The following is a 22,866-nucleotide window of genomic DNA, read 5'->3' on the forward strand; positions in this document are numbered from 1 at the left end:
CGGCCACCGGCGAGGTGACGCTTACGCTCAGCTGAGCGTGAGGGTGAGGACGCCGGAGTACGCGCCCGGAGGCGTGAACGCCGGTACGTCCAGGGAGAGTCCGGCATCGACGGTGAACTCGCCGCCGGTGAGCGTGCCGTCGGGCGTCGACGCCAGGGTCGCTCCCGAGGTGCCCACCGTGCCCGCCGAACCGGCCTTGCAGGTGCTCGGGCTGCCCGCCTTGGTGGCGCAGGCGGGGGTCCAGCTGAGCTTTCCGGCGTCGATCTTGGCGCCGGGACCGGTGAAGTCGGTGACCTTGCCGGTCAGGGACCAGCCCGCGGGCCCGCCGCGGAAGTCCTTGACCGTCACCGTGTTGAGGGAGCCGGTCGACGCCCCGCCCTTGCCGAAGTCGACCGCCGACAGCGAGACGGCGTCCCCGGCCTGGGACATGGACAGCGTCCCCGCCTTCACGGTCGTCGTCAGCTTCTGGCTGCCGGCGGGTACGGGCGTGGTGTCGTTCACGACGTAGGAGGCGGGCGGGGCGCCCTTCTCCGAGCTCCAGGAGGAGCCCTCGTACGCCACGATCCCCGTCGTCGTCCTGTCGTTGACGGCGAGCGAGCCGCTGAAGGAGCCGTCGGTGCCGGCGGTCACGGTCGCGGTGTCCGCGGTCTGGGCGTCCCCGGCGCGTCCGGCCAGGGTGACGGTCGCACCCGCCGTGAAGCCGGTGCCGTTGACGGTGACGCTGTCACCGGCGTTCCCGGAGGCCGAACCCAGCGTGATGGCACGGTTGTTGACCGGGGTCGAGTCCGTCGCGGTGACGGTCTCGGAGACCGGCGCGGGCGGGTTGGTCACCGTGCACGGGGTGTCCAGCTCCAGGATGTAGCTGGTGTGGATGTTGTAGTCGCCGGGCGAGAGCTTGATCGCGCCGGGTGAGGTGACCTTGAACGTGCCGGTCATGGAGAACGACGGGAAGACGCCCTTGCCGGGCACCGGGTCGTTCTTCTTCGGCCCCGCCACCGTCACGTCACCCGTCTGCGCGCCACCGAGGGTGACCTTGCCGGTCGGGGTCATGATGTCGGCGGGCAGGGCCAGGTCGGTGGGGTTGTTGGCGGCCGGGGTGACCACGGTGTACGTCACGGTGACCGTGTCGCCGACCTTGGGGCTGGTGTTGTCCACCGAGATGTTCCCGGTGGTGGTGCCGTCGATCGGCGGGAGGCCCGCGATGGCGGGCGGGATGCAGTGCGTCGCGAAGTCCACGTTGGTGCCCGCCGCGCCGGCCGGGCAGGCCAGCGCCCCGCCCGCGGTGACCGCGACCGTGGTCACCGCGAGCAGCGACGCCCAGCGGCGCCGGCGCGGTCTTCGGAGTGTCGGACCCATGCTTGCCCCCTCCTGAGGGATGCGGGCGCAGCGGTTCGGCTGCGCCGACAGGGGGCCATTGATGAGGAGCCGGCGTGAGAAGTCAATGCAGATGCCGCAGAAACCTGACGGATCATCAGTTCTGCGGCATCCGGAGCGGATGACTCAGTCGAACACGAACGGGCCGGGTGACTGCTTCGCGGTCGCCGTACAGGTGACGTTGATCCCGAAGATGGTCATCACCAGCGAGCCTCCGTAGGCCTCCAGGCTGTCGCCGGAGGCCACGGTGCCGCTGAGCGGGCCGACCGTCACGGGGTCCCCGGCGGCCATGGCCGGATTCTTCGTCCCGGAGAAGACGGTGGTGCCACCGCTCTTCTTCACCATGGTGAGCTTGGACGTGATCGAGTCCTTCGCCACCGCGACCGGGGTCTTGATGGCGCTGGACGTGAGGGTCATCGTGGCCGAGGTGCCGTTCTGCGTGGCGGTGAGCGTCGCCGCCCCGCCGCCGAACAGCCCGCAGCTGGCGTTGATCGTCGCCGACGTCGGCGTGACGGCGGCCGCGGTGGGCGCGAAGGCCAGTCCGGTGACCGCGAGGGTCCCGACCAGTATCGCCGCACCCGTACTTGCGCGCTTGCCTCTCATGGGCATGAGCTTCCTTCCCGTCGTCTGTGGATACGCGTCGACGGGCCGTCGGGCTGGGCAGGTGGGTGCGGTCAACTGCACGGCGGCCGTATCTGACGGTCCGTCGGAAGTGACGGTTTCATTGATGCGCGCGGGGCAAGCGCTTGCAAGGTTGAATTCCGGCCTATTCACAGGCCGGTATCACCCAGGTTCGCCGTCGGGGTCATGTCCTGGAGGCCCACCACCCGTAGCAACCGCAACCGCTCGTACGACTCAGTGCCCGGGCGGGCCGTGTGGATGATGAGTTGCTGGTTGTGGTCGGAGTTGACGAGGGCCTCGCAGTCGAGTTCGAGGACGCCGATCACGGGGTGCCGGAACCGTTTGGTCGAGACGCGGCGGACGGCCACCTCGTGTTCGTCCCAGAGGCGGGCGAACTCCTCGCTCCCGGCACGCAGTTCGGCGACCAGGGCGGCGGGCTCCGGGTCCGTGGGCCGGGCCGCCGCCACCGCACGCAGGCTCGCCACCTGCTCGCGGGCCCGCTCCGGGCGGTCCTCGGGCGGGAAGAGGTCCTGGGCCGCCGGGTCCAGGAAGAAGCGGCGGAGCATGTTGCGTTCGCGGGGCGGCCGGGCGAGGGCGTCCCCGCTCAGCGCCCGCGACATCGCGTTCTGGGCCAGGACCTCGCCGCAGTCGGTCACCACCAGCGCCGGGGTGTCGTGCAGCCGGTCCAGCACCAGGAGCAGGCCCGGACGCACATGCGTGCTGGTCGCCTCCCGGTGCGGCGGCTCCTCGCCGGAGAGGTGGAAGAGGTGGTCGCGTTCGTCCTCCGTGAGCCGCAGGGCGCGGGCCAGCGCGGTGAGCATCTGGCGGGACGGGCGGGGGCCACGGGACTGCTCCAGGCGGGTGTAGTAGTCGGCCGACATGCCGGCCAGGGACGCCACCTCCTCCCGGCGCAGCCCCGGTGTACGGCGGCGGGCGCCGGCCGTGAGGCCCACGTCGGAGGGGTCCAGGCGGGCCCGGCCACGGCGCAGGAAGTCGGCGAGTTCGGCTCGGTTCACCTCTCCAGGGTGCGGGAGGCCGTCCGGCTTATCCAGGGACTGCCGATCCCCTGATGAGGAGGTCTCTCCCGCCCGCGGTCCCGGCCGCCGAGGCTGGTCACCGACGACAGGCGACCGAGTGCGTGAGGAGCACATCATGCTGACGTTGGTGACCGGGACGACGGGACAGGTCGGGCGGCGCTTCGTGCCGAGGCTGCTGGCCCAGCGGCAGCCGGGTGAGCGGGTACGGGTCCTGGTGCGGGACGCGGCCCGCGGCGAGCCCTTCGCGGAGCTGGGCGCCCAGGTGGCCGTGGGGGACATGCGGGACGAGGAGGCGCTCGGCAAGGCGCTCGCCGGGGTGGACGCGGTCGTGAACGTCGCCGCCTCCTTCCGCGGGGTGCCCGACGAGGAGGCGTGGGCCGTCAACCGGGACGCGGCGGTGGCCCTGGGCCGCGCCGCGCAGGCCTCCGGCGTGGAGCGGTTCGTGCAGGTCAGCACGGGCAACGTGTACGGCGTCGGACGGGGCCGCCCGCTGACCGAGGAGGACGAGAGCCGGCCCGGCGGCGCGATGTGGGGCGCCTACCCCGAGTCCAAGGCCGAGGCCGAGCGCGAACTGCTCGCGATGGAGGGCCTGGACGTACGTGTCGGACGGCTCCCCTTCGTCTACGGCGAGGGCGACCCGCACCTCTCCGACGCCCTGCACTGGGCCCCGAACTGGGCCCCGCACCAGCGCCTCCAGATGGCCCATCACGCGGACGTCGCCCAGGGCCTGACGCGTCTGCTGTACGCGCCGGGCATCGCCGGCCGGATCTACAACATCGCCGACGACGCCCCCGTCACGACGGTCGAGCTGTACGGGCTCAACGGCGTCGAGGTGCCCGCCGGGCTGCATGAGAACACGGACCCCGACCCGTGGTTCGGGATCATGTCCAACCAGCGGATCCGCCGGGAACTCGGCTTCCGGCCCATCTACCCGGGCGTCTGGACGGCCCGGGACGCCGGCGCCCTGTAGCAGCGGGCGGGCGTCACTCCACGCCCCTGATCCGCCCCACCAGCACCGCCCCCGCCAGCCCGATCACGGCCGCCACCAGGTACAGCACCCGGTAGCCGCCCAGGTACGTCACGATCGGCGCGGCGAGGGCGGGCGCGGCGACCTGCGGGAGGGCGTTGGCGACGTTGATCACGCCCAGGTCCTTGCCGCGGTCCAGCGCCTTCGGCAGGACGTCCGTCATCAGCGCGAAGTCGACGGAGGTGAACACGCCGAAACCGATGCCCAGGACGGCCGCCGCCACGATCGCGCCGGGCCAGGTCTGCCAGCCGGCGAGCGCCGCCGTCGCCACCGCCATCAGCACGCCCGACCACACCACGAACGGCTTGCGCCGGCCCACCCGGTCCGACCACACCCCGCCGACCACCACGGTGGCCAGCAGGGTCAGCCCGTTCACCGCGGTCAGGATCAGCACGCCCTCGTCGGGATCGGCGTAGTGGAGGCGGTCGCGCAGGTAGTACAGGAGGTACAGCAGCACCAGCGCGTTGCTGAGGTTGATCAGGAAGCGGGTCAGCCACGCCCAGCCCAGGTCCGGATACCGGCGCGGGCTCAGCCAGAAACCCGTGAGGAAGCCGCGCCGGGACCACGGCGGGCGGTCCTCGGCGGCCAGCCGCAGATCCTCGTAGCGCCACACGTACGGCAGCACGCCCACCGCAGTGAACACCGCACAGGCCACATAGCCCGCCCCGACGCCCCCGGCGGCCGTCGCCAGTCCCGTCCCGCCGACCACGCCCAGGATCTGCGCCGCCCCCAGCCAGCCGCCGACCGAGCCCCGCTGGCTCCGGGGCACCCGGTCGGGGACGGCCGCCGTCACCGCGGCGAAGGCCGCGTTGAGGGTCAGCTGGACCAGGCACCAGCCCAGCGTCATCGTGGCCGTCCCGCCCGCGCCCGCGAGGAGGAGCAGGGACAGCGCGCCGCCCGCCGTCCCGGCCACGATCCACGGGGTGCGGCGGCCCCGGCGGGACGTCGTACGGTCCGACAGCGCGCCGAAGAGCGGGTTCGCGACCAGCGACACCACCGCGCCGGCGCCCGTCACCCAGGCCAGCATCGTCTCCTTCGACATGCCGGAGCCGGGCGCGAAGTCCTTGGCCTGCGAGGCGAGCAGGATCTGCAAGGGGCCGTACCAGCCCACCCAGATAGCCCCGTTGGCGAGCGAGAGGGACGCCGTCCAGCCCCGGCCGACCCGTTCGACGGGCTCGGTGAGCGCACCCGGCGGGCGGACGGTCGTCATCTCTGTGCCCGCAGCAGCTCCCGGAACCAGCCGTAGGACGCCTTCGGGGTGCGCTCCAGAGTCGAGTAGTCCACGTGGACCAGCCCGAAGCGGCGTGCGTACCCTTCCGCCCACTCGAAGTTGTCCAGCAGCGACCAGACGAAGTAGCCGCGTACGTCCACCCCGGCCTCCAGCGCCCTGTGCAGTGCCCGTACATGGCCGTCCAGGTAGGCGATCCGGTCCTGGTCGTCGACGCCCTCGTACGAGCAGCCGTTCTCGGTGATGACGATCGGCGGGAGGCGGTCGCCGTAGCGGTCGCGGAAACCCGTCAGCAGCTCCGTCAGCCCCTCCGGCACGATCGGCCAGCCGAAGTCCGTCACCGGGCGGCCCTCGATGTCCCGTACCGAGAAGGGCAGTTCGGCGGGCATGGTGATGCCGCCGAACTCGATCTCGGTGCCCTGCGGGGCGCCCACCTTCGTCGGGGCGTAGTAGTTGACGCCGTACCAGTCGATCGGCTCGGAGATGACCTTCAGGTCGGCGGAGACATCGCCGGGCATCAACTCGCCAAGCCCTTCCGGGTATTCGCCGAGGATCAGCGGTTCCGCGAAGAGCCGGTTCAGCAGCAGGTCGTAGAAGTCCGCCGCCTCGGCGTCGGCGCTGTCCCCGGAGGCGGGCCAGGTCGGTCCGTGCGAGTTGGCGATCCCGATGTCGGTCGCGCCGGCCGCGCGCAGCGCCCGTACCGCGAGGCCGTGGGCCAGCAGCTGGTGGTGGGCCACCGGCAGCGCGTCGAACAGGAGCTTCCCGCCGGGCGCGTGGACGCCGAGGGCGTGGCCGAGCAGGGTGTGCTCGGCCGGCTCGTTGAGGGTGATCCATTTGGTCACGCGGTCGCCGAGCCGCTCGGCGACCACCGACACGTACTCGGCGAACCGGGACGCCGTGTCCCGCTCCAGCCAGTCCAGCGTGGCCGGGAGGTCCCAGTGGAAGAGGGTCGGGACGGGCCGCACGCCCGCCGCGCACAGCTCGTCCACCAGACGGTCGTAGAAGTCCAGGCCGCCGGGGGAGTTCACCCGGGGCCAGGAGACGGAGAAGCGGTACGCGTCGACGCCCAGGCCGGCCAGGAGCGCCACGTCCTCCCGGTAGCGGTGGTAGTGGTCGCAGGCCACGTCCGCCGTCGAGCCGTCCTTCACCCGCCCCGGCCCGGCCGTGAACGCGTCCCACACCGAGGCCTCGCGCTCGCCCGCGGCCCCCTCGATCTGGTGGGCCGAGGTCGACACGCCCCACAGGAAGCCGGCCGGGAACCGGGGTATCGGGTTGCCTGCATCAGTCGCCATGGGCGCGATCATCCTTACCGCCGGTAACGGAAGTCAACGCCCGGGAGTGAACTGCGCGTTGGGCAACGAGGAGCGGGCCGTGTCCGGGACGGCTAGGCGCCCTCCTTGAGGACGCGGGAGATCAGTTCCCGTTGCTCCCGGGTCAGCCGGGGATCGGCGGCGTACACCGTTCTGCCGTCCACGGTGATCGTGTAGCTGAAACCGTCCGGAACCCCCGTCGGGGGCGTGTCCCGGCCGTCGGCCAGTGCCTTCTCGGCCAGGGCCTGCCATTCGTGGGCATCGGGCCGCGCCGAAGTGTCCACCTCGGCGCGGCGCTCGATGCCCGCGAACCCGCCCGTGCGCCTCACCCGAATCCGCATGGGTCCCTGTCTAGTACGGATCCGCCGGGAAGCACAGCGTCCGCGTCACAGCGTCCGGACCCCGACCTGTTCCCATGCCTTCTGCACGGCCTGAAGCTCGTCCCCGGCGCCGTACCGCTCGCGCGCGGCCTTCACGCTCAGCGTGGCGAAGTCCGCGAACAGGGCGTCCTGCCGCAGCTCGCCGCCGGTCAGCACGTCGTACCAGACCTGGCCGGCCTTCTCCCAGGAGTGGCCGCCGAGGGCGGTGGCGGCCAGGTAGAAGGCGTGGTTGGGGATGCCGGAGTTGATGTGGACGCCGCCGTTGTCGCGGCCGGTGCGGACGTAGTGGTCCATGGTCGCGGGCTGCGGGTCCTTGCCGAGGACGTCGTCGTCGTACGCCGTGCCCGGGGCCTTCATCGAGCGCAGCGCGGTGCCGGTGACGCGCGGGGCGAGCAGCCCGGCGCCGATCAGCCAGTCGGCCTCGGCGGCGGTCTGGCCGAGGCTGTACTGCTTGATCAGCGAGCCGAAGACGTCGGAGAGCGACTCGTTGAGCGCGCCGGGCTGGCCGAAGTAGGTCAGGTTGGCGGTGTGCTGCGTGACGCCGTGGGTCAGTTCGTGGCCGATGACGTCGACCGGGATGGTGAAGTCGAGGAAGATCTCGTTGTCCCCGTCGCCGAAGACCATCTGCTCGCCGTTCCAGAAGGCGTTGTCGTAGTTCTCGCCGAAGTGCACGGTGGCGTCCAGCGGCAGCCCGTTGTCGTCGATGGAGTGGCGGCCGTACGCCTTGAGGTACAGCTCGAACGTGGCGCCGAGGCCCGCGTAGGCGCGGTTGACGGTGGCGTCGCCGCCGGGGTCGGAGCCCTCCGCGCGGACCTTGTCGCCGGGCAGGTTCTCGGTGTGCCCGGCGTCGTAGATGGTGCGGTGCGGCTGGTCGGCGGCGGCCCCGGCGGGCGGGGCGACGGTGGACGCGCCGATGACCGTGGTCAGGCGCCGCTTGGTGCGCTGGTAGGCGTCGTGCTCCAGGGACCGGCGGGCGGGTGCGGAGAGCGCGGAGTCCTCGGCCTGCGCGAGCTTGTCGAGGACGTGCGGCGGCACGATCGTGCAGAAGACGGGCTGGAAGCCCCCGTTGGTCGTCATGCCGGGCACCCTTGCACTGAGTGACTCCCGTGTCACTACTCGCAACCATGATTGGTGAAATACGCCGACATTCGGCGTCGCGCAGCGTCACGGAGTGGTATGGCGCACTTTTTGTCCGGTTCATCCTTACGGTCCCGCATACTGGGACGGTCCCGCGCGTTCGGCGGGGCCTCGGCTAGGCTGCGGAGCATCATGCGTTTCGGGCTGCTTCTTCTTAGCTGCCGCGGCGAGGGCCTGTAGAGGCCGACTCCCTCCCCGCGGAGCTTGGTGTTGCGTCGTCGGCCGTCCTTCCGGACACCGGTCACACCGGACTTCTCGAGGAGCCCACGCAATCATGGCGAACCGCCAGCAGCCCACCTCCATGCCGATCCACAAGTACGGCCGGTACGAGCAGGTGGACATCCCCGACCGCACCTGGCCCGGCCGGCGCATCACCGACGCCCCCCGCTGGCTCTCCACCGACCTGCGTGACGGCAACCAGGCCCTGATCGACCCCATGTCGCCCGAGCGCAAGCGCCGGATGTTCGACCAGCTGGTCAAGATGGGCTACAAGGAGATCGAGGTCGGCTTCCCCGCCTCCGGCCAGACCGACTTCGACTTCGTGCGCTCGATCATCGAGGAAGAGGGCGCGATCCCCGAGGACGTCACGATCTCCGTCCTGACCCAGGCCCGCGAGGACCTGATCGAGCGGACCGTGGAGTCCCTGAAGGGCGCCAGGCGGGCCAACGTCCACCTGTACAACGCCACCGCCCCGGTCTTCCGCCGGGTCGTCTTCCGCGGCTCCAAGGACGACATCAAGCAGATCGCCGTCGACGGCACCCGCCTGGTGATGGAGTACGCCGAGAAGCTGCTGGGCCCGGAGACCGAGTTCGGCTACCAGTACTCGCCGGAGATCTTCACCGACACCGAGCTGGACTTCGCGCTGGAGGTCTGCGAGGCGGTCATGGACGTCTGGCAGCCCGGACCGGGCCGCGAGATCATCCTCAACCTGCCCGCCACGGTGGAGCGTTCGACCCCCTCCACGCACGCCGACCGCTTCGAGTGGATGGGCCGCAACCTGTCCCGCCGCGAGCACGTCGTCCTGTCGATCCACCCGCACAACGACCGCGGCACGGCCGTCGCCGCCGCCGAGCTGGCCCTGATGGCCGGTGCCGACCGCGTCGAGGGCTGCCTGTTCGGGCAGGGCGAGCGCACCGGCAACGTCGACCTGGTCACCCTGGGCATGAACCTCTTCTCCCAGGGCGTCGACCCGCAGATCGACTTCTCCGACATCGACGAGATCCGTCGTACGTGGGAGTACTGCAACCAGATGGAGGTCCACCCGCGCCACCCGTACGTGGGCGACCTGGTCTACACGTCCTTCTCCGGCTCCCACCAGGACGCCATCAAGAAGGGCTTCGACGCCATGGAGGCCGACGCGGCCGCCAAGGGCGTCACCGTCGACGACATCGAGTGGGCGGTCCCGTACCTGCCGATCGACCCCAAGGACGTCGGCCGCTCCTACGAGGCGGTCATCCGCGTCAACTCGCAGTCCGGCAAGGGCGGTATCGCGTACGTCCTGAAGAACGACCACAAGCTGGACCTGCCCCGCCGGATGCAGATCGAGTTCTCGAAGCTCATCCAGGCGAAGACGGACGCCGAGGGCGGCGAGGTCACCGGCGGCGCCATCTGGGCGGTCTTCCAGGACGAGTACCTGCCGAACCCGGAGAACCCGTGGGGCCGCATCCAGGTCCGCACCGGCCAGTCGACCACCGACACCGACGGCGTGGACGCCCTCACCGTCGAGGCCACGGTCGACGGCGAGGACACCGTCCTGACCGGCTCCGGCAACGGTCCGATCTCCGCCTTCTTCGACGCCCTGGAGTCCATCGGCATCGACGTACGCCTGCTGGACTACCAGGAGCACACGATGAGCGAGGGCGCCTCCGCGCAGGCCGCCTCCTACATCGAATGCGCGATCGACGGCAAGGTCCTGTGGGGCATCGGCATCGATGCGAACACGACGCGTGCGTCACTCAAGGCGGTCGTGTCCGCAGTGAACCGAGCGACCCGCTGACCCCTTCCGACCAGCGCTTTCGGTGCCCTGGCCGCCTCTCACGGCGGTCAGGGCACCGTCGTATATCGGCCATCTGTTCGTGAAGGTCACGGACAGGTCTCGTACGGGGTACTGACTCCACCTCAACAATGTGGCTAACATCACGCCAGCGCGGCGATGTTGCCGCGTCGTTACGGAGGTGCGACGTGCTGCCAGTACGGGGACGAGACGACCGTGCCACCAGGCTTGTCCGCATTGTGGGTACCCGCGTCGCGTGGACACCCGTCGGCGACGGCGAGTTCTTCTGTCCGGGCTGCGGAGGCGACCGCAACTACGAGCGCCTCACCGGCCGCCGCCGCTTCACCCTCCTGGGCGTGCCCGTCCTGCCCCGCGGGGTGACCGGGCCGGTCGTGGAGTGCGCGTCCTGCCGTCACCACTTCGGCACCGACGTCCTCGACCACCCCACCACCTCCCGCTTCTCCGCCATGCTCCGCGACGCCGTGCACACCGTCGCCCTCGCCGTCCTGGCGGCGGGCGGCACCTGCGCCCGCGCGTCCCTGGAGACGGCGGCCGGCGGAGTACGCGCCGCCGGCCTCCAGGACTGCACCGAGGAGCAGCTCGCCGCGCTCGTCGAGGCCCTCCACGCCGACACCGGCCGGGTCTTCGAGCAGCCGGGCGGCGCGAGCCTGGCCATAGAACTGCACGAGTCCCTCGACCCGCTCGCCCCGCACCTCGCCGCCGCCGGCCGCGAGTCGATCCTCCTCCAGGCCGCCCGCGTCGCCCTCGCCGACGGCCCCTACACCCCGGCCGAACGCGACGCCCTGATCACCGTCGGCGCCGCGCTCACCATCCGCGCCGACGACGTGACCAGACTGCTGGCGGCGGCCCGGACACCCTCGTAGGCCTCCCGATACTCCCCGGGGAGTAGTCCGGCCGTCCGGACACCCGGCGCAGTACGCCCGAACTCGCCCTCCCGCCCGACGATTACCGCCCTCCGCGCCGGAAGCCTGGAGAACGCATCCAGACAGCCGCGCCGGAGGGAGGGCCCGCACTCATGGGGGCCGGAGAGAACACACGCACACGACGACGCGCCATCCCCTGGGTGGCGCTCGCCCTGTGGATCGGCGTCCTGGCGATCGTCTCGCCGTTCGCGTCGAAGCTCGCCGACGTACAGCACAACCGCGTCACCGACTACCTGCCCGCGAGCGCGGACTCCACCCGGGTGGCGAAGATCCAGGACCGGCTGCCGGGCGGCGAGAACACCGAACTGGTCCTCGTCTACCACCGCGACGGCGGCCTCACCCCCGCGGACCGGACCACGGCCGGGCAGCAGGTCGCGGCCGTCGCCCGGCAGCACGCGCTGACGGGCACGCCGAAGGGCACCCCGTCCAGGGACGGCACCACGCTCGTGTACCCGGTCACCAGCAACGAGCCGGGCACCGACGAGAAGAAGCGGGACGCCCTCGTCGACGACGTCCGCCACATCGCCCACGACCAGGATGGGCTGACCGTCCGGGTCGGCGGACCCAGCGCCCTGGCCACCGACGCCTCCGAGGTCTACCAGTCGCTCGGCGGACCGCTGCTCTACACCACCGTCGCCGTGGTCGCCGTCCTGCTGATCCTCATCTACCGCAGCCCGCTGCTCTGGCTGGTCCCACTGGCCGTCGCGGGCGTCGCCGACTTCCTCTCCATGGGCGTCGCCTACGGTCTCCACCAGGCCTTCGGCACCACCGTCTCCGGTCAGAGCTCCGGCGTCATGACCATCCTCGTCTTCGGCGCCGGCACCGACTACGCCCTGCTGCTCGTCTCCCGGTACCGCGAGGAACTGCGCCGCCACGAGCGGCCGCCGGAGGCCATGCGGGCCGCCCTGCGCGGCTGCGGGCCCGCCGTGCTCGCCTCGTCCGGCACGGTCGCCGCCGGACTGCTCTGCCTGCTCGCCGCCGACCTCAACTCCAGCCGGGGCATGGGCCCGCTCGGCACGGTCGGCGTGCTCTGCGCCCTCGCCGCGATGCTCACCCTGCTCCCGGCCGTCCTCGTCCTGCTCGGCCGCCGCGTCTTCTGGCCGCTCGTCCCCGCCTACGGCAGCACGCCCACCGCCCGCCGGTCCCTGTTCGCCGCGATGGGCGGCTCCGCCGGACGGCGGCCGAAAACCGTCCTCGCACTCGGCGCCGTCCTGCTCGGCGGCCTCGCGCTCGGCGCCCTGAACCTGCCCGGCACCGTCAAGCAGCAGGACTCCTTCGTCGACCGGCCCGATTCCGTCGCCGCCATGGAGACCCTCGCCCGCGCCTACCCCGAACGCTCCGCCCAGCCCATCGACGTCATCACCCCGGCCGGCCGGACCGACGCGACCCTCACGGCGATCCGCGCCACGCACGGCGTCGCGAGCGCCCGGCGGACCCGGGGCGGCGACGGCTGGACGGAGATCTCCGTGCTCGCCGCCGCCCCGCCCCAGTCCACCGGCGAGACGGCCACCATCAAGGAACTCCGGCACACCCTGAAGGGCTCCTACGTCGGCGGGCCCAGCGCCCAGCAGATCGACCTGGAGGACACCAACGCCCGCGACCGGCTCGTGGTCGTCCCGATCGTCCTCGTCTCCGTGCTGCTGATCCTCGTCGCCCTGCTGCGCTCCCTCGTCGCACCACTGATCCTGGCCGCCGCCGTGATCGCGGTGTGGGGCGCGGCGCTCGGCATCGGCGGACTGGTGTTCGGGCCGCTGTTCGGCTTCCACGGCACCGACCCCGGCCTCGGACTGCTGTCCTTCGTGTTCCTGGTCGCCCTCGGCGTCGACTACGGCATCTTCCTCATGCACCGCATGCGGGAGGAGTCGCTGAGCGGCGCGGAACCGGCCGCCGCCGCGCTGACCGCGCTGCGCACGACCGGCGGGGTCATCGCCTCCGCCGGACTGGTCCTCGCGGCCACCTTCGCGGTGCTGACCAACATGGGCCTCGTCCAGCTCGTCGAACTCGGCTTCGTGATCGCGGTCGGCGTGCTCCTGGACACCTTCCTCGTCCGCACCTACCTGGTGACCAGCGCGAGCGTGGCCCTCGGGCGCCGGGTGTGGTGGCCGGGGCCGCTGTCCCGGACGCCGGACCCGGTACGGCCGGTCCGCGAGCCGCAGCCGGTGAAGTGAGAGCGCCTGGCGTCCCCGCCCGCCGCGGGGGCGCCCGGCTGATACAGGATGGGTGGGCTCGGACGAAAGGGAGGGGGAGCCGTGCGGAGCCGTCTCGGGGCCGACGTCGGGGTCGCCGCCGCGTCCGCGGCAGTCGCCGTGGCCCTGGCGCTGACCGTGCACGACGGCAGCCGCCCGATGGACGCCGTCGGCTTGACCCTCCTGCTGGCCGCCCAGGTCCCGCTCGTCCTGCGCCGCCGCCGGCCCGTGGCGGTCCTGGTCGCCGTGGTGCTCTGCGTCGCCCCGTACCACGCCGTCGACTACGACCACAGCGCCGCCGTGCCGGCCGGCATGATCGCCCTCTACACCGTCGCGGTCACCGGCAGCACCCGCCGCACCGTGCTCACGGGCGTCACCGTCGTCGGCGGCACGGTCACGCTGAACGCCGTCGTCAGCCCGCACCAGATCGTCGAGATCCTCCGCATCTCCGGCTGGATCGTCTCCGTCCTGCTGCTCGGCGGCTACCTCCGCGTCCACCGCCAGAACGTGGCCGCCGCCCTCGAACGCGCCGAACGCGCCGAACGCACCCGCGAGGAGGAGGCCCGCCGCCGGGTCGCCGAGGAGCGCCTGCGCATCGCCCGCGACCTGCACGACCTGCTCGCCCACAGCATCACCCTGATCGGCGTGCAGACCTCGGTGGCCGCCCATGTCCTGGCCGCCGACCCCGACCGCCTCGACCGGGCCGCGGTCGCCAAGGCCCTCGACGACATCGCCGGCACCTGCCGTACGGCCCGCGGTGAACTCCGTACGACGCTGGAGGTGCTCCGCGACCACGGCCACGGCTCCCCGGACACCCGCGGCCCCCTGCCCGGCCTGCACGGCCTGCCCGACCTGGCGCGGACCGCCCACGCGGCGGGGGCCGAGGTCGAGTTGTCCGTCCGGGCCGACGGCGTCCCGGGCGCCGTGGGCGCCGCCGCCTACCGCATCGTGCAGGAAGCCCTGACGAACGCGGTGCGGTACGGCGGGCGGGACGATCTGACGGTGCGTGTGCGGGTGTACGAGGAGGGACGCGCGCTCCGGGTCCGTGTCACCGACGACGGGACGGGAGCGGGCGCGGGCGAGCCCGGCTTCGGGCTGGTCGGCATGCGGGAGCGGGCGCGTAGCGTGGGCGGCACACTGGACGCGGGGCCGCTGCCCGAGCGGGGCTTCGAGGTCACCGCGGTACTGCCGTTCGCCACCGCTGGGGAGGGGACCCGATGATCCGCGTGCTGCTCGCCGACGACCAGACCCTCGTGCGGGCCGCCTTCGCGCTGCTGGTGGAGTCGGCCCCGGACATCGAGGTGGTCGGGCAGGCCGCCACCGGCCGGGAGGCCGTCGAGCTGGCCCGCACCCAACCGGCCGACCTGGTGATGATGGACATCCGCATGCCCGACCTCGACGGCATCGAGGCCACCCGGTTGATCGCCGCCGACGAGGACCTGGCCGGGGTGAAGGTGCTCGTCCTCACCACCTACGACACCGGCGAGAACATCGTCGAGGCGCTGCGGGCCGGCGCCTCCGGCTTCCTGGTGAAGGACACCCGCCCGGCCGAACTCCTCGACGCGATCCGCACGGTGGTCGCGGGCGACGCCCTGCTCTCGCCGGGGCCGACGGCACGGCTGATCGAACGGTTCCTGCGCAGCCCCAGCGCCCCGGCGACGGGCGGCCCCGACTGTCTCTCCGACCGGGAGCGGGAGGTGCTCACCCTGGTCGCGCGCGGACTGAACAACACCGAGATCGCCGGGTCGCTGGGGCTGAGCCCGCTCACCGCGAAGACCCACGTCAGCCGGATCATGGGCAAGCTGGGCGCGCGGGACCGGGCCCAGCTGGTCGTCGTGGCGTACGAGTCGGGACTGGTGACTCCGGGAAACATGGGAACGTGACCCCGCTGAGCCGCACCCTCCTCGCCGCCGCCGTGCTCCTCACCCCGCTCACCGGCACCCAGGCCGCCCACGCCACACCCGGCTGCGCGTCCTCCGTGCCGTACGTCTCCGGCGAGGGCGGCTACGACACGTACCGCATCCCGGCCACGGTCGCCACGAGGGCGGGCACCCTCCTGGCCTTCGCCGAAGGACGGCACAGCGGTGCGGGCGACACCGGTGACATCGACGTCGTCCTGCGCCGCTCCACCGACGGCGGCTGCACCTGGGGCCCGCTGCGGGTGGTCGCCGCCGGGGACGGGGACACCCGGGGCAACCCGGCGCCGGTGGTGGACCCGCGCACCGGCGCGATCGTGCTGCTCACCTCCTACAACAGCGGTGCCGTGACCGAGGCGCAGATCATGCGCGGCGAGGTCACCCCCGAGCAGGGCCGCCGGGTGTTCGTGCAGCGCAGCCGGGACGACGGCCGGCACTTCACGCGCCCCCGGGACATCACGGGCGAGGTGAAGCCGCCCGGCTGGCGCTGGTACGCGACGGGACCGGGGCACGCGGTGGCGCTCACCCGCGGCCCGCACGCGGGACGGCTGGTGGTCCCCGCCAACCACTCGGCGGCCCCGCCCGCCGGTTCCCCCGACACCGGCCAGGAGGCGAAGTACTACGGCGCCCACGCCCTCTACAGCGACGACGGCGGGCGCGGCTGGCGGCTGGGCTTCGTGGACGACTCCTACGACGGCCTGGACAACGCCAACGAGAGCACCGCCGCCCAACTCCCCGACGGACGTCTGTACTTCAGCTCCCGCGACCAGAACGGCAGCAGCCCCGGCAACCGCCTCGACACCTACTCCGGTGACGGCGGGGAGACCCTGGACCGGCCCTACGGCGTCCAGCCGACCCTGGACGACGTGCCGGTGGTCGAGGGCAGCGTGCTCCAACTGCGCGGGCCCGGTGCCCCGCTGCTGTTCTCGGCGCCGTCCTTGCCCACCGCCCGCCGCTCCATGGCGATCTGGCGCAGCACGGACGACGGGGCGACCTTCGGCAAGGCGCTGACCCTGTCCGATCAGCCGGCCGCCTACTCCGACCTCGTGCAGACCGGCCCCGACAGCGTCGGGATCCTGTACGAGACGGGCACGGCGGGGCCGTACGAGATGATCGAGTTCCGCAGGCTGGACCTCACCTAGAGCAGATCCTTCCTAGAGCAGGCCCGCCGCCGCCAGGAACTTGCCCACCTGTTCGACCTCCTCCGCCGACAGCGGGATCTGCGGTTCGGCGGTCAGCGGGCAGTCGATCACGCCCCGCAGGTGCAGCGCCGCCTTGAAGGCGCCGATGGCCGACGAGTTCCCGCCCATCCGGGCGGGGTCCCCCACGCCCACCATCCCGAACAGGGCGCACAGCCGTTCCTGTTCGGCGCGGGCCGCGTCCCGGTCGCCCGCCCGGCACAGCTCGTCGAGGCGGACGTAGCCGTGCGGGTCGACGTTGGCGAGGCCGGGCACGGCCCCGTCCGCGCCCAGGGCGAGGGCCGCGTCGACGACGAGCTCGGACCCGGTGAGCACGCTGAAGCCGCCGATGCCCCGGCCGCCGCGGACGCCGGTGACGACCTGCCGGAAGCCGCCCAGGTCACCGCTGGAGTCCTTCAGCCCGGCCAGCACGCCGTCGGCGGCCAGCTCCAGCACCAGCTCGGCGGGCAGCTTGGTGTGCACGGCCACCGGGATGTCGTACGCGAACACCGGCACCGGGCAGGTGGCGGCGACCCGCCGGTAATGGCGGGCGATCTCCGCCGGATGGGTCCGGGCGTAGAAGGGGGCGGTGACGACGACCGCCTGGGCGCCCGCCGCGGTGACCTCGCGGACGTTGTCCAGCACCCGGGGCGTGGTCATGTCGATCGCCCCGGCCAGCACCGGGAGCGAGCCGCCGACGTGCCTCACGACGGCCTCCACCACCAGCCTGCGCTGGAGGTCCGTGAGGAACGCCGCCTCGGAGGTCGAACCGAGGACGAACAGGCCGTGCACCCCGGCCGCGACCAGGTGGTCGACCAGCCTGAGGAGCGAGGGGACGTCCACCTCGCCGTCCGGTGTCAGGGGCGTGCAGACGGGCGGTACGACACCGGAGAGCGGGGCGGGCAAGGTCATGAAGGCTCCCTGGGACGGCTCTGGGGTACGAGGTCGCGGGTCGGACGGTCCTCTTCCACAGGATGGTGGCAGCGGTAGCGGTGCCCGGGGTCCGACGCGGCCGAGAAGTCCGGCATCCGAGCCGCGCACACCTCGTCCGCCTTCCAGCAGCGGGTGCGGAACGGGCAGCCGCTCGGCGGCCGGGTCGCCGACGGCACCGGCCCGGTCAGCGGGATCGGGTCGATCGGGTCCAGCAGGCCGGGGGTCGCGGAGAACAGGGCGCGGGTGTACGGGTGGCGGGAGCGGTCGGTGACCCGGGCGGCGGGGGTCTCCTCGACGATCCGGCCCAGGTACATGGTGATCACGCGGTCGCTCATCCGGCGTACCGTCTGGATGTCGTGCGAGACGAAGACCAGGGCGAGCCCGAGGCGTTCCTTCAGGTCCAGCAGGAGGTTGAGGATCTGCGCGCGGACCGAGACGTCCAGGGCGCTGGTCGGCTCGTCCGCCACCACCAGGCCGGGGTCCAGGGCGAGCGCGCGGGCGATGGCGACCCGCTGCCGCTGCCCGCCGGACAGCTGTCCGGGCAGCACGTCGGCGAGCGCCCGGGGCAGGCCCACCAGGGCCATCAGCTCCCGTACCCGGTCCTCCCGTTCGGCCCGCGTCCCGCGCCCGTGGACGTCCAGCGGGTCGCGCAGGACCCGGCGTACCGTCAGCCGGCGGTTCAGGGCCGTCGACGGGTCCTGGAAGATCATGCCGGTGCCCGCCCCGACGGCCGACCGGCGTTCGGCGGGCGGCATCGACCACAGGTCGCGGCCCCGGTACGACACCGTCCCCGAGGTCGGCCGCTGGATGCCCACGAGCACCTTCGCCAGCGTCGTCTTCCCGCACCCCGACTCGCCCACCACCCCGACCGTCTCGCCGGGCGCCACGGTGAGATCGGCGCCGGTCAGGGCGTACACCCGGTCCCGGGCGAACAGACCGCCGCTGCGGGCCCTGTGGACGACGTGGGCGCCGCGGACTTCCACGACAGCGGTCACCGGAGGGCCTCCTCGCCTTCTGCGGTCGTCAGATCGATCGCGGGGTGGTGGCAGGCGGCCGTGTGCGTCGGCGCCCCTCGTAGGCCGGGCGCCGTCGTACGGCAGACCTCGGTGGCCAGCGGGCAGCGGCCGGCGAAGCGGCAGCCCGCCGGGAAGTCGGCGGGGGCCGGTACGACCCCCTTGATCTGCGTCATCCGTTCCTCGGCCGACTCCAGCGAGAGCACGCTGCCGAGCAGCCCGCGCGTGTAGTGGTGGGCCGGTGCCTGAACCAGGTCGGCGGTCACGCCCGTCTCCACGATCTGCCCGCCGTACATCACCACCACCCGGTCGGTGACGTCCGCGACCAGTGCCAGGTCGTGCGAGACCAGGATCAGCGCGAAGCCCAGCTCCTCGCGCAGCCGCAGCAGCAGTTCCATGACCTGGGCCTGCACGGTGACGTCCAGGGCGGTGGTCGGTTCGTCGGCCACGATCAGGGCGGGGTCGCGGGAGAGGGCCATGGCGATCAGGACGCGCTGGCGCTGACCGCCGGAGAGCTCGTGCGGGTAGCTGCGCAGGGTGCGGCCGGGGTCGAGGCCGACCAGCGACAGCAGCTCCTCCGGGCTCCGGCGGCCACCGCGGCGCACGAGTTGCTTCAGCTGGGCGCGGATGGTCATCGCCGGGTTCAGCGAGGACAGGGCGTCCTGGTAGACCATCGCCATCTCGTGGCCGAGCAGCCGCCGCCGTACCCGCATCGGTTCGGCGAGCAGGTCCCGCTGACGGAAGCGCACCCGGCCGCGTACCCGGGCGCCCTCGGGTTCGAGGCCCATGACGGTGAGCGCGGTCAGCGACTTGCCGCAGCCCGACTCGCCGACCAGTCCCAGCACCTCGCCCGGACGCACCTCGAAGCTGACGCCGGCCACGATGTCCACGCCCCGGTGCCGGCCCGGGAAGCCGATGGCGAGGTTCTCCACCGCGAGCACCGGCGGGCCGCCGGGCGCGGGTCGGGGCCGGGCCCGCGCGCGCAGCCGCCGGGCCGCGTCGGCGAGGCCGGGCAGCGGGAGCACCTCGCCGGTGCCGGGTTCCGGTGCCTCCAGGTGGTCCTCGGGCGCCGCCACCTCCCGGGGCGCCGGTGCCGCCCAGGCGTCCGAGACGCCCTCGGAGAGGATGTTCAGGCACAGCACGGTGAGCAGGATCAGCAGCCCGGGGAAGACGGTCGCCCACCAGCCGCCGGTCAGCACCATGTTCTTGCCGTCGGCGATGACACTGCCCCAGGACGGGTCCGGGGGCCGCACCCCCGCGCCGATGAAGGACAGCGATGCCTCGAAGACGATGGCCTCGGCGACCTGGACCGTGCAGAACACCAGCACCGGGGCGGCACAGTTGACGGCCACGTGCCGCAGCACGATGTGCGGGGTGCGGGCGCCGATCACACGTTCCGCGGTGACGTAGTCCTCCCCGTACTGGTCGAGCACGTTGGCCCGCACCACCCGCGCGACCGGCGGCGTGAACAGGAAGGCGATCGCGCAGATCAGTACGCCGATCCCGCCGCCGAAGACGGCGACCAGCACGGCCGCCAGCGCGATCCCCGGGAACGCCATCACGACGTCCAGGCAGCGCATCAGCGTCTCGTCCACGGCCTTGCGGGAGGTGGCCGCGAGCGCCCCGAGCAGCGCCCCGACGACCAGCGCGAGCGCGGTCGCGCCGAGCCCGATCGCCAGCGACCAGCGGGCCCCGTACATCAGCCGGCTGAGGAGGTCCCGGCCGAGGCTGTCCTGGCCCATCCAGTGCGCCGCCGACGGATGTCCGGTGCCGTCGACCGGGTCCTGCTGGTCGAGCGGATCGTGCGGGGCGAGCACCGGCGCGAGGAGGGCGACCAGGACGACCAGCGCCAGGAAGCAGACGGCGGCCCTCGACGGCGGCGGCAGCCGGCGCCATCCGCGCAGCCGGGCGCCGGGCCGGGAGAGCCGCTCGGTGAGTTCGGCGCGGGTGAGCATCAGGCCGCCCTCAGACGTGGGTTGACGAGCAGATAGAGGATGTCGATGACGAGGTTGACGACGACGAACCCGGTCGCCGTGGTCAGCACGACCCCCTGGACCACCGCCGGGTCGCCGTTCTGCACGGCGTCGATCATCAGCTTGCCCATGCCGGGCAGCGAGAAGATCGTCTCGATGACGACGGCACCGCCGAGCAGATAGCCGACGCGCAGGCCGAGCACGGTGAGCGGATTGACCAGGGCGTTGCGTAGCACGTTGCGGCCGACGACCACCCGGGGCGGCAGCCCGCTGCCGATCGCCGTGCGTACGTAGTCCTTGTCCAGTTCCTCCACCACCGACGTCCGCACGATCCGGGTCAGCTGGGCGGCCACCGGCAGGGACAGCGCGAACGCGGGCAGGGCCATCGTCCTCAGCCAGCCGGTGAAGGAGTCGGCCGGGTTGATGTAGCCGCCGGTCGGGAACCAGCCCCGGTCCACCGCCAGGTACTGGATCATCAGCAGCGCCAGCCAGAAACCGGGCGCGGCGACTCCGACGAGGGAGACGACCCGGATCACCTGGTCCGGCAGCCGGTCCCGGTGGACGGCGGCCGTGACCCCGCCGGCCAGCGCCAGCACCACCGCGATACCGAGCCCGAGGAAGGTCAGCTGGAGGGTCAGCGGCAGCGCGGTGGTGACCTGGTCGACGACGGGTGCCCGGGTCAGCGCGCTGGTGCCCAGGTCGCCGTGGAGCAGGTCGCCGACGAAGTGGGCGTAGCGCACGGGCAGCGGGTCGAGCAGGCCGTTGCGCTCCCGGAAGTCGTGCAGCTGCCGGGGTGTCGGGTTGGCGCCCTGGAAGAACGCGGACGCCGGGTCGACGTCCGAGAACCTCATCACCAGGAACACGAACAGCACGATGCCGAGCATCAGCGGCACGAGCAGGGCGACGCGGCGGAGCAGGATCCGGACGACGGCCGTCATGCCGTCAGGTCCACTTGGCCTGGAGGAGGTTGATGCCCGGGTACGGCTGGGGCCTTATCCCGGTGAGCTTCTTCGGGTCCCAGGCGGTCATCAGCTCGTTGTGGACGACCGGGTAGAGCACGGCCTGCTCGGCGACGACGTCGATGTAGTCCTGGACCATCGTCTTCTTCCGGTCCGGGTCCGGCTCCCGGGTCGCCCGGTCCATGTCCTTGAAGAGCTGCTTGGCGACGGGGTCGTCGACCCATCGGGTGTAGCGCATCCAGAGGTTCTCGGGGCCGTAGTTGTAGTGCATGATCAGGTCGGCGTCGAGGCCGAACTGGTTCGGGTTCGAGGCGGCGGCGACCACCTGGTAGTCCTGCTTCTGGTCCATCTTGGTGAAGACGGCCGTGGTCTCCTGCGGGGAGAGGGTCGTCTCGACGCCGATCGCGTCCCAGGAGGCCTTGATGGTGGGCAGGCAGTCGACGATCCAGCTGACGTTGACGGCCAGGATGTCCACCTTCAGCCCGGTCACCCCGGCGGCCTTCAGCAGTGCCTTCGCCTTGTCGGGGTCGTGGTCGTAGACGGACTTGGCCCGCCGGTAGGCGGGGTTGCCCTCGTTGAGGAAGGACGAGGACGGCTTCCCGTGCCCCTTCAGCGCCACCCGCACCATCTTCTCGGTGTCGATGGCGTAGTGCAGCGCCTGCCGCACCCGTACGTCGTCGAAGGGCTTGTGCTTCGTGTCGAACATCAGGAACAGGTTGTTCATCCCGGCGCCGCCCGCGACCGTGAGCCCGCCCTGCGTCAGCCGGGCGATGTTGGCGTACGGGATGTTGTCGGCGATCTGGGCGCCCGCGCCGGACCCGGAGATCTTGGCCACGCGCGGCGCCGCGTCCACGATCGTCAGCCAGTTCATCCTCTTGAAGGCGGCCCTGCGCGGCCCGTTGTAGCCGTCGAAGGCCTCGAAGGTGGTGTTGGACTTCGGGTGGTGCGCGGTCTGCCGGTACGGCCCCGAGCCGATCGCCTTGCCCTTGATCGCGTCGTCCCAGGCGCCGGGCCGGGAGAACACGTGCTTCGGCATGACCTTGGCCAGGGTGAGCCGGGCGACGCCGTCCGGGAAGGGGAACCTCAGCACCAGCTCCACGGTTCGCGCGTCGACCTTCCGGACCTCCTTCAGCCAGCTCGCGAAGAAGCCCTTGGCGAGGGTCTGGGTCTTCGGATCGAGGATCCGGTCGAAGACGAAGACGACGTCGTCGGCGGTGACCGGCTTCCCGTCGTGGAAGGTGGCCCCCGCCCGCAGCGTGAACCTCCAGGTGGTGCCGTTCGGGTTCGCCGGCACCTCGGTGGCCAGCGCCGCGTACGGCTCGCGGGAGATCGGGTCGGTGTCGAGGAGCCCCTCGTAGATGTGGTTGTTGGCGGCCATGGCGAACGCCGACGCCGTCTGCGTCGGATCCCAGCTGCCGTCGTTGCCGTAGCCGATCACCGCGGTCAGCGTGCGGTCCCCGCCGCCCCCGCCGCCGGTGTCGTTCGTCGACTCCGGGCCCGAGGAGCAGGACGTCAGTGCCGGTAACGACGAGGTGAGAGCGGCGGCCGCGCCCAGCGCGCCGGTGTGCTTCAGGAACGACCGGCGGTGCGGCGCCGGCACGTCGTCGGTCACGTCGCGCACGGGTCCTCCAGCGGGGGGAGATACGACGTCCTACGT

The 22,866-nt window shown here is 72.3% G+C and carries 19 protein-coding genes; 7 read left to right on the plus strand and 12 right to left on the minus strand.

All coding sequences use genetic code 11. The features are described from left to right. Positions 1–27: 27 nt before the first annotated feature. From ABZ915_RS07420 to ABZ915_RS07430, 3 genes are all read right to left on the minus strand, one after another. Positions 28–1,356 carry a beta-xylosidase gene (locus tag ABZ915_RS07420; protein ID WP_361797274.1) on the minus strand — a complete coding sequence of 443 codons (1,329 nt, stop codon included), beginning with the start codon at positions 1,354–1,356 and terminating at the stop codon, positions 28–30. 144 nt (positions 1,357–1,500) lie between these two features. Then, complete coding sequence (locus ABZ915_RS07425; protein WP_361797277.1) at positions 1,501–1,977, minus strand: hypothetical protein; 477 nt, start codon at positions 1,975–1,977, stop codon at positions 1,501–1,503. A gap of 167 nt (positions 1,978–2,144) precedes the next feature. After that, entirely contained in the window at positions 2,145–3,011 is an 867-nt protein-coding gene (locus ABZ915_RS07430) for a helix-turn-helix transcriptional regulator (RefSeq protein WP_361797280.1), read from the minus strand. Positions 3,012–3,147: 136 nt separating this feature from the next. On the opposite strand from ABZ915_RS07430, the gene ABZ915_RS07435 reads away from it, so the two are divergent. Then, positions 3,148–4,002 carry an NAD-dependent epimerase/dehydratase family protein gene (locus ABZ915_RS07435; protein WP_361797283.1) on the plus strand — a complete coding sequence of 285 codons (855 nt, stop codon included), beginning with the start codon at positions 3,148–3,150 and terminating at the stop codon, positions 4,000–4,002. A gap of 13 nt (positions 4,003–4,015) precedes the next feature. Here ABZ915_RS07435 and ABZ915_RS07440 read toward each other — a convergent pair whose 3' ends face one another. The 4 genes from ABZ915_RS07440 to ABZ915_RS07455 all read right to left on the minus strand — a co-directional run bounded on the left by ABZ915_RS07440 (position 4,016) and on the right by ABZ915_RS07455 (position 8,054). Next, positions 4,016–5,269, minus strand: coding sequence for an MFS transporter (locus ABZ915_RS07440; protein ID WP_361797286.1), 1,254 nt, complete (start codon positions 5,267–5,269; stop codon positions 4,016–4,018). Then, entirely contained in the window at positions 5,266–6,579 is a 1,314-nt protein-coding gene (locus ABZ915_RS07445; RefSeq protein ID WP_361797289.1) for a GH1 family beta-glucosidase, read from the minus strand. Before ABZ915_RS07445 ends, ABZ915_RS07440 begins: the two co-directional genes overlap by 4 nt. A 92-nt stretch (positions 6,580–6,671) precedes the next feature. Continuing rightward, positions 6,672–6,938, minus strand: coding sequence for a protealysin inhibitor emfourin (locus ABZ915_RS07450; RefSeq protein WP_361797292.1), 267 nt, complete (start codon positions 6,936–6,938; stop codon positions 6,672–6,674). 45 nt (positions 6,939–6,983) lie between these two features. Continuing rightward, the gene (locus ABZ915_RS07455) at positions 6,984–8,054 is read right to left on the minus strand and encodes a M4 family metallopeptidase (protein WP_361797295.1); all 1,071 of its coding nucleotides are present in this window, start codon (positions 8,052–8,054) and stop codon (positions 6,984–6,986) included. Positions 8,055–8,388: 334 nt separating this feature from the next. Here ABZ915_RS07455 and leuA point away from each other — a divergent pair, with 334 nt between their 5' ends. From leuA to ABZ915_RS07485, 6 genes are all read left to right on the plus strand, one after another. Continuing rightward, entirely contained in the window at positions 8,389–10,110 is a 1,722-nt protein-coding gene (leuA, locus tag ABZ915_RS07460; RefSeq protein ID WP_361797298.1) for a 2-isopropylmalate synthase, read from the plus strand. Between the two features lie 185 nt (positions 10,111–10,295). Further along, positions 10,296–10,991: a TerB family tellurite resistance protein gene (locus ABZ915_RS07465; RefSeq protein ID WP_361797301.1), complete on the plus strand. Its 696-nt coding sequence runs from the start codon at positions 10,296–10,298 to the stop codon at positions 10,989–10,991. A 152-nt stretch (positions 10,992–11,143) separates the two neighbouring features. Continuing rightward, positions 11,144–13,219: an MMPL family transporter gene (locus ABZ915_RS07470; RefSeq protein WP_361797304.1), complete on the plus strand. Its 2,076-nt coding sequence runs from the start codon at positions 11,144–11,146 to the stop codon at positions 13,217–13,219. 81 nt (positions 13,220–13,300) lie between these two features. Next, positions 13,301–14,458 (plus strand): histidine kinase, encoded by a 1,158-nt coding sequence (locus tag ABZ915_RS07475; RefSeq protein WP_361797307.1) that lies wholly within the window; start codon positions 13,301–13,303, stop codon positions 14,456–14,458. Further along, entirely contained in the window at positions 14,455–15,120 is a 666-nt protein-coding gene (locus tag ABZ915_RS07480) for a response regulator transcription factor (protein WP_361797310.1), read from the plus strand. The genes ABZ915_RS07475 and ABZ915_RS07480 overlap by 4 nt, the downstream gene beginning before the upstream one ends. Next, entirely contained in the window at positions 15,117–16,295 is a 1,179-nt protein-coding gene (locus ABZ915_RS07485; protein WP_361797313.1) for a sialidase family protein, read from the plus strand. The genes ABZ915_RS07480 and ABZ915_RS07485 overlap by 4 nt, the downstream gene beginning before the upstream one ends. A 12-nt stretch (positions 16,296–16,307) precedes the next feature. Here the strand turns inward: ABZ915_RS07485 and ABZ915_RS07490 are convergent, their stop codons facing one another. Genes ABZ915_RS07490 through ABZ915_RS07510 form a run of 5 tightly spaced genes read right to left on the minus strand, consistent with a single transcriptional unit; the run spans position 16,308 to position 22,830 of the window. After that, positions 16,308–17,243, minus strand: coding sequence for a dihydrodipicolinate synthase family protein (locus ABZ915_RS07490; protein WP_361797316.1), 936 nt, complete (start codon positions 17,241–17,243; stop codon positions 16,308–16,310). Next, entirely contained in the window at positions 17,240–18,259 is a 1,020-nt protein-coding gene (locus ABZ915_RS07495) for an ABC transporter ATP-binding protein (RefSeq protein WP_361797319.1), read from the minus strand. Before ABZ915_RS07495 ends, ABZ915_RS07490 begins: the two co-directional genes overlap by 4 nt. After that, positions 18,256–20,232: a dipeptide/oligopeptide/nickel ABC transporter permease/ATP-binding protein gene (locus ABZ915_RS07500; RefSeq protein WP_361797322.1), complete on the minus strand. Its 1,977-nt coding sequence runs from the start codon at positions 20,230–20,232 to the stop codon at positions 18,256–18,258. Before ABZ915_RS07500 ends, ABZ915_RS07495 begins: the two co-directional genes overlap by 4 nt. Continuing rightward, on the minus strand, positions 20,232–21,188 hold the full coding sequence (locus ABZ915_RS07505; protein WP_361797325.1) for an ABC transporter permease: 957 nt from the start codon (positions 21,186–21,188) through the stop codon (positions 20,232–20,234). Before ABZ915_RS07505 ends, ABZ915_RS07500 begins: the two co-directional genes overlap by 1 nt. Positions 21,189–21,192: 4 nt before the next feature. Then, on the minus strand, positions 21,193–22,830 hold the full coding sequence (locus ABZ915_RS07510) for an ABC transporter substrate-binding protein (protein ID WP_361797328.1): 1,638 nt from the start codon (positions 22,828–22,830) through the stop codon (positions 21,193–21,195). Positions 22,831–22,866 lie beyond the last annotated feature (36 nt).

The sequence above is a fragment of the Streptomyces sp. NPDC046915 genome (assembly GCF_040644935.1).
In the GTDB taxonomy this organism is placed as follows: domain Bacteria; phylum Actinomycetota; class Actinomycetes; order Streptomycetales; family Streptomycetaceae; genus Streptomyces.

Coding starts and splice junctions, on each gene's coding strand:
- ABZ915_RS07420 (WP_361797274.1), bottom strand. CDS start 1,356: ATGGGTCCGACACTCCGAAGACCGCGCCGGCGCCGCTGGGCGTCGCTG.
- ABZ915_RS07425 (WP_361797277.1), bottom strand. CDS start 1,977: ATGAGAGGCAAGCGCGCAAGTACGGGTGCGGCGATACTGGTCGGGACC.
- ABZ915_RS07435 (WP_361797283.1), top strand. CDS start 3,148: ATGCTGACGTTGGTGACCGGGACGACGGGACAGGTCGGGCGGCGCTTC.
- ABZ915_RS07440 (WP_361797286.1), bottom strand. CDS start 5,269: ATGACGACCGTCCGCCCGCCGGGTGCGCTCACCGAGCCCGTCGAACGG.
- ABZ915_RS07445 (WP_361797289.1), bottom strand. CDS start 6,579: ATGGCGACTGATGCAGGCAACCCGATACCCCGGTTCCCGGCCGGCTTC.
- ABZ915_RS07450 (WP_361797292.1), bottom strand. CDS start 6,938: ATGCGGATTCGGGTGAGGCGCACGGGCGGGTTCGCGGGCATCGAGCGC.
- ABZ915_RS07455 (WP_361797295.1), bottom strand. CDS start 8,054: ATGACGACCAACGGGGGCTTCCAGCCCGTCTTCTGCACGATCGTGCCG.
- leuA (WP_361797298.1), top strand. CDS start 8,389: ATGGCGAACCGCCAGCAGCCCACCTCCATGCCGATCCACAAGTACGGC.
- ABZ915_RS07470 (WP_361797304.1), top strand. CDS start 11,144: ATGGGGGCCGGAGAGAACACACGCACACGACGACGCGCCATCCCCTGG.
- ABZ915_RS07480 (WP_361797310.1), top strand. CDS start 14,455: ATGATCCGCGTGCTGCTCGCCGACGACCAGACCCTCGTGCGGGCCGCC.
- ABZ915_RS07490 (WP_361797316.1), bottom strand. CDS start 17,243: ATGACCTTGCCCGCCCCGCTCTCCGGTGTCGTACCGCCCGTCTGCACG.
- ABZ915_RS07500 (WP_361797322.1), bottom strand. CDS start 20,232: ATGCTCACCCGCGCCGAACTCACCGAGCGGCTCTCCCGGCCCGGCGCC.
- ABZ915_RS07505 (WP_361797325.1), bottom strand. CDS start 21,188: ATGACGGCCGTCGTCCGGATCCTGCTCCGCCGCGTCGCCCTGCTCGTG.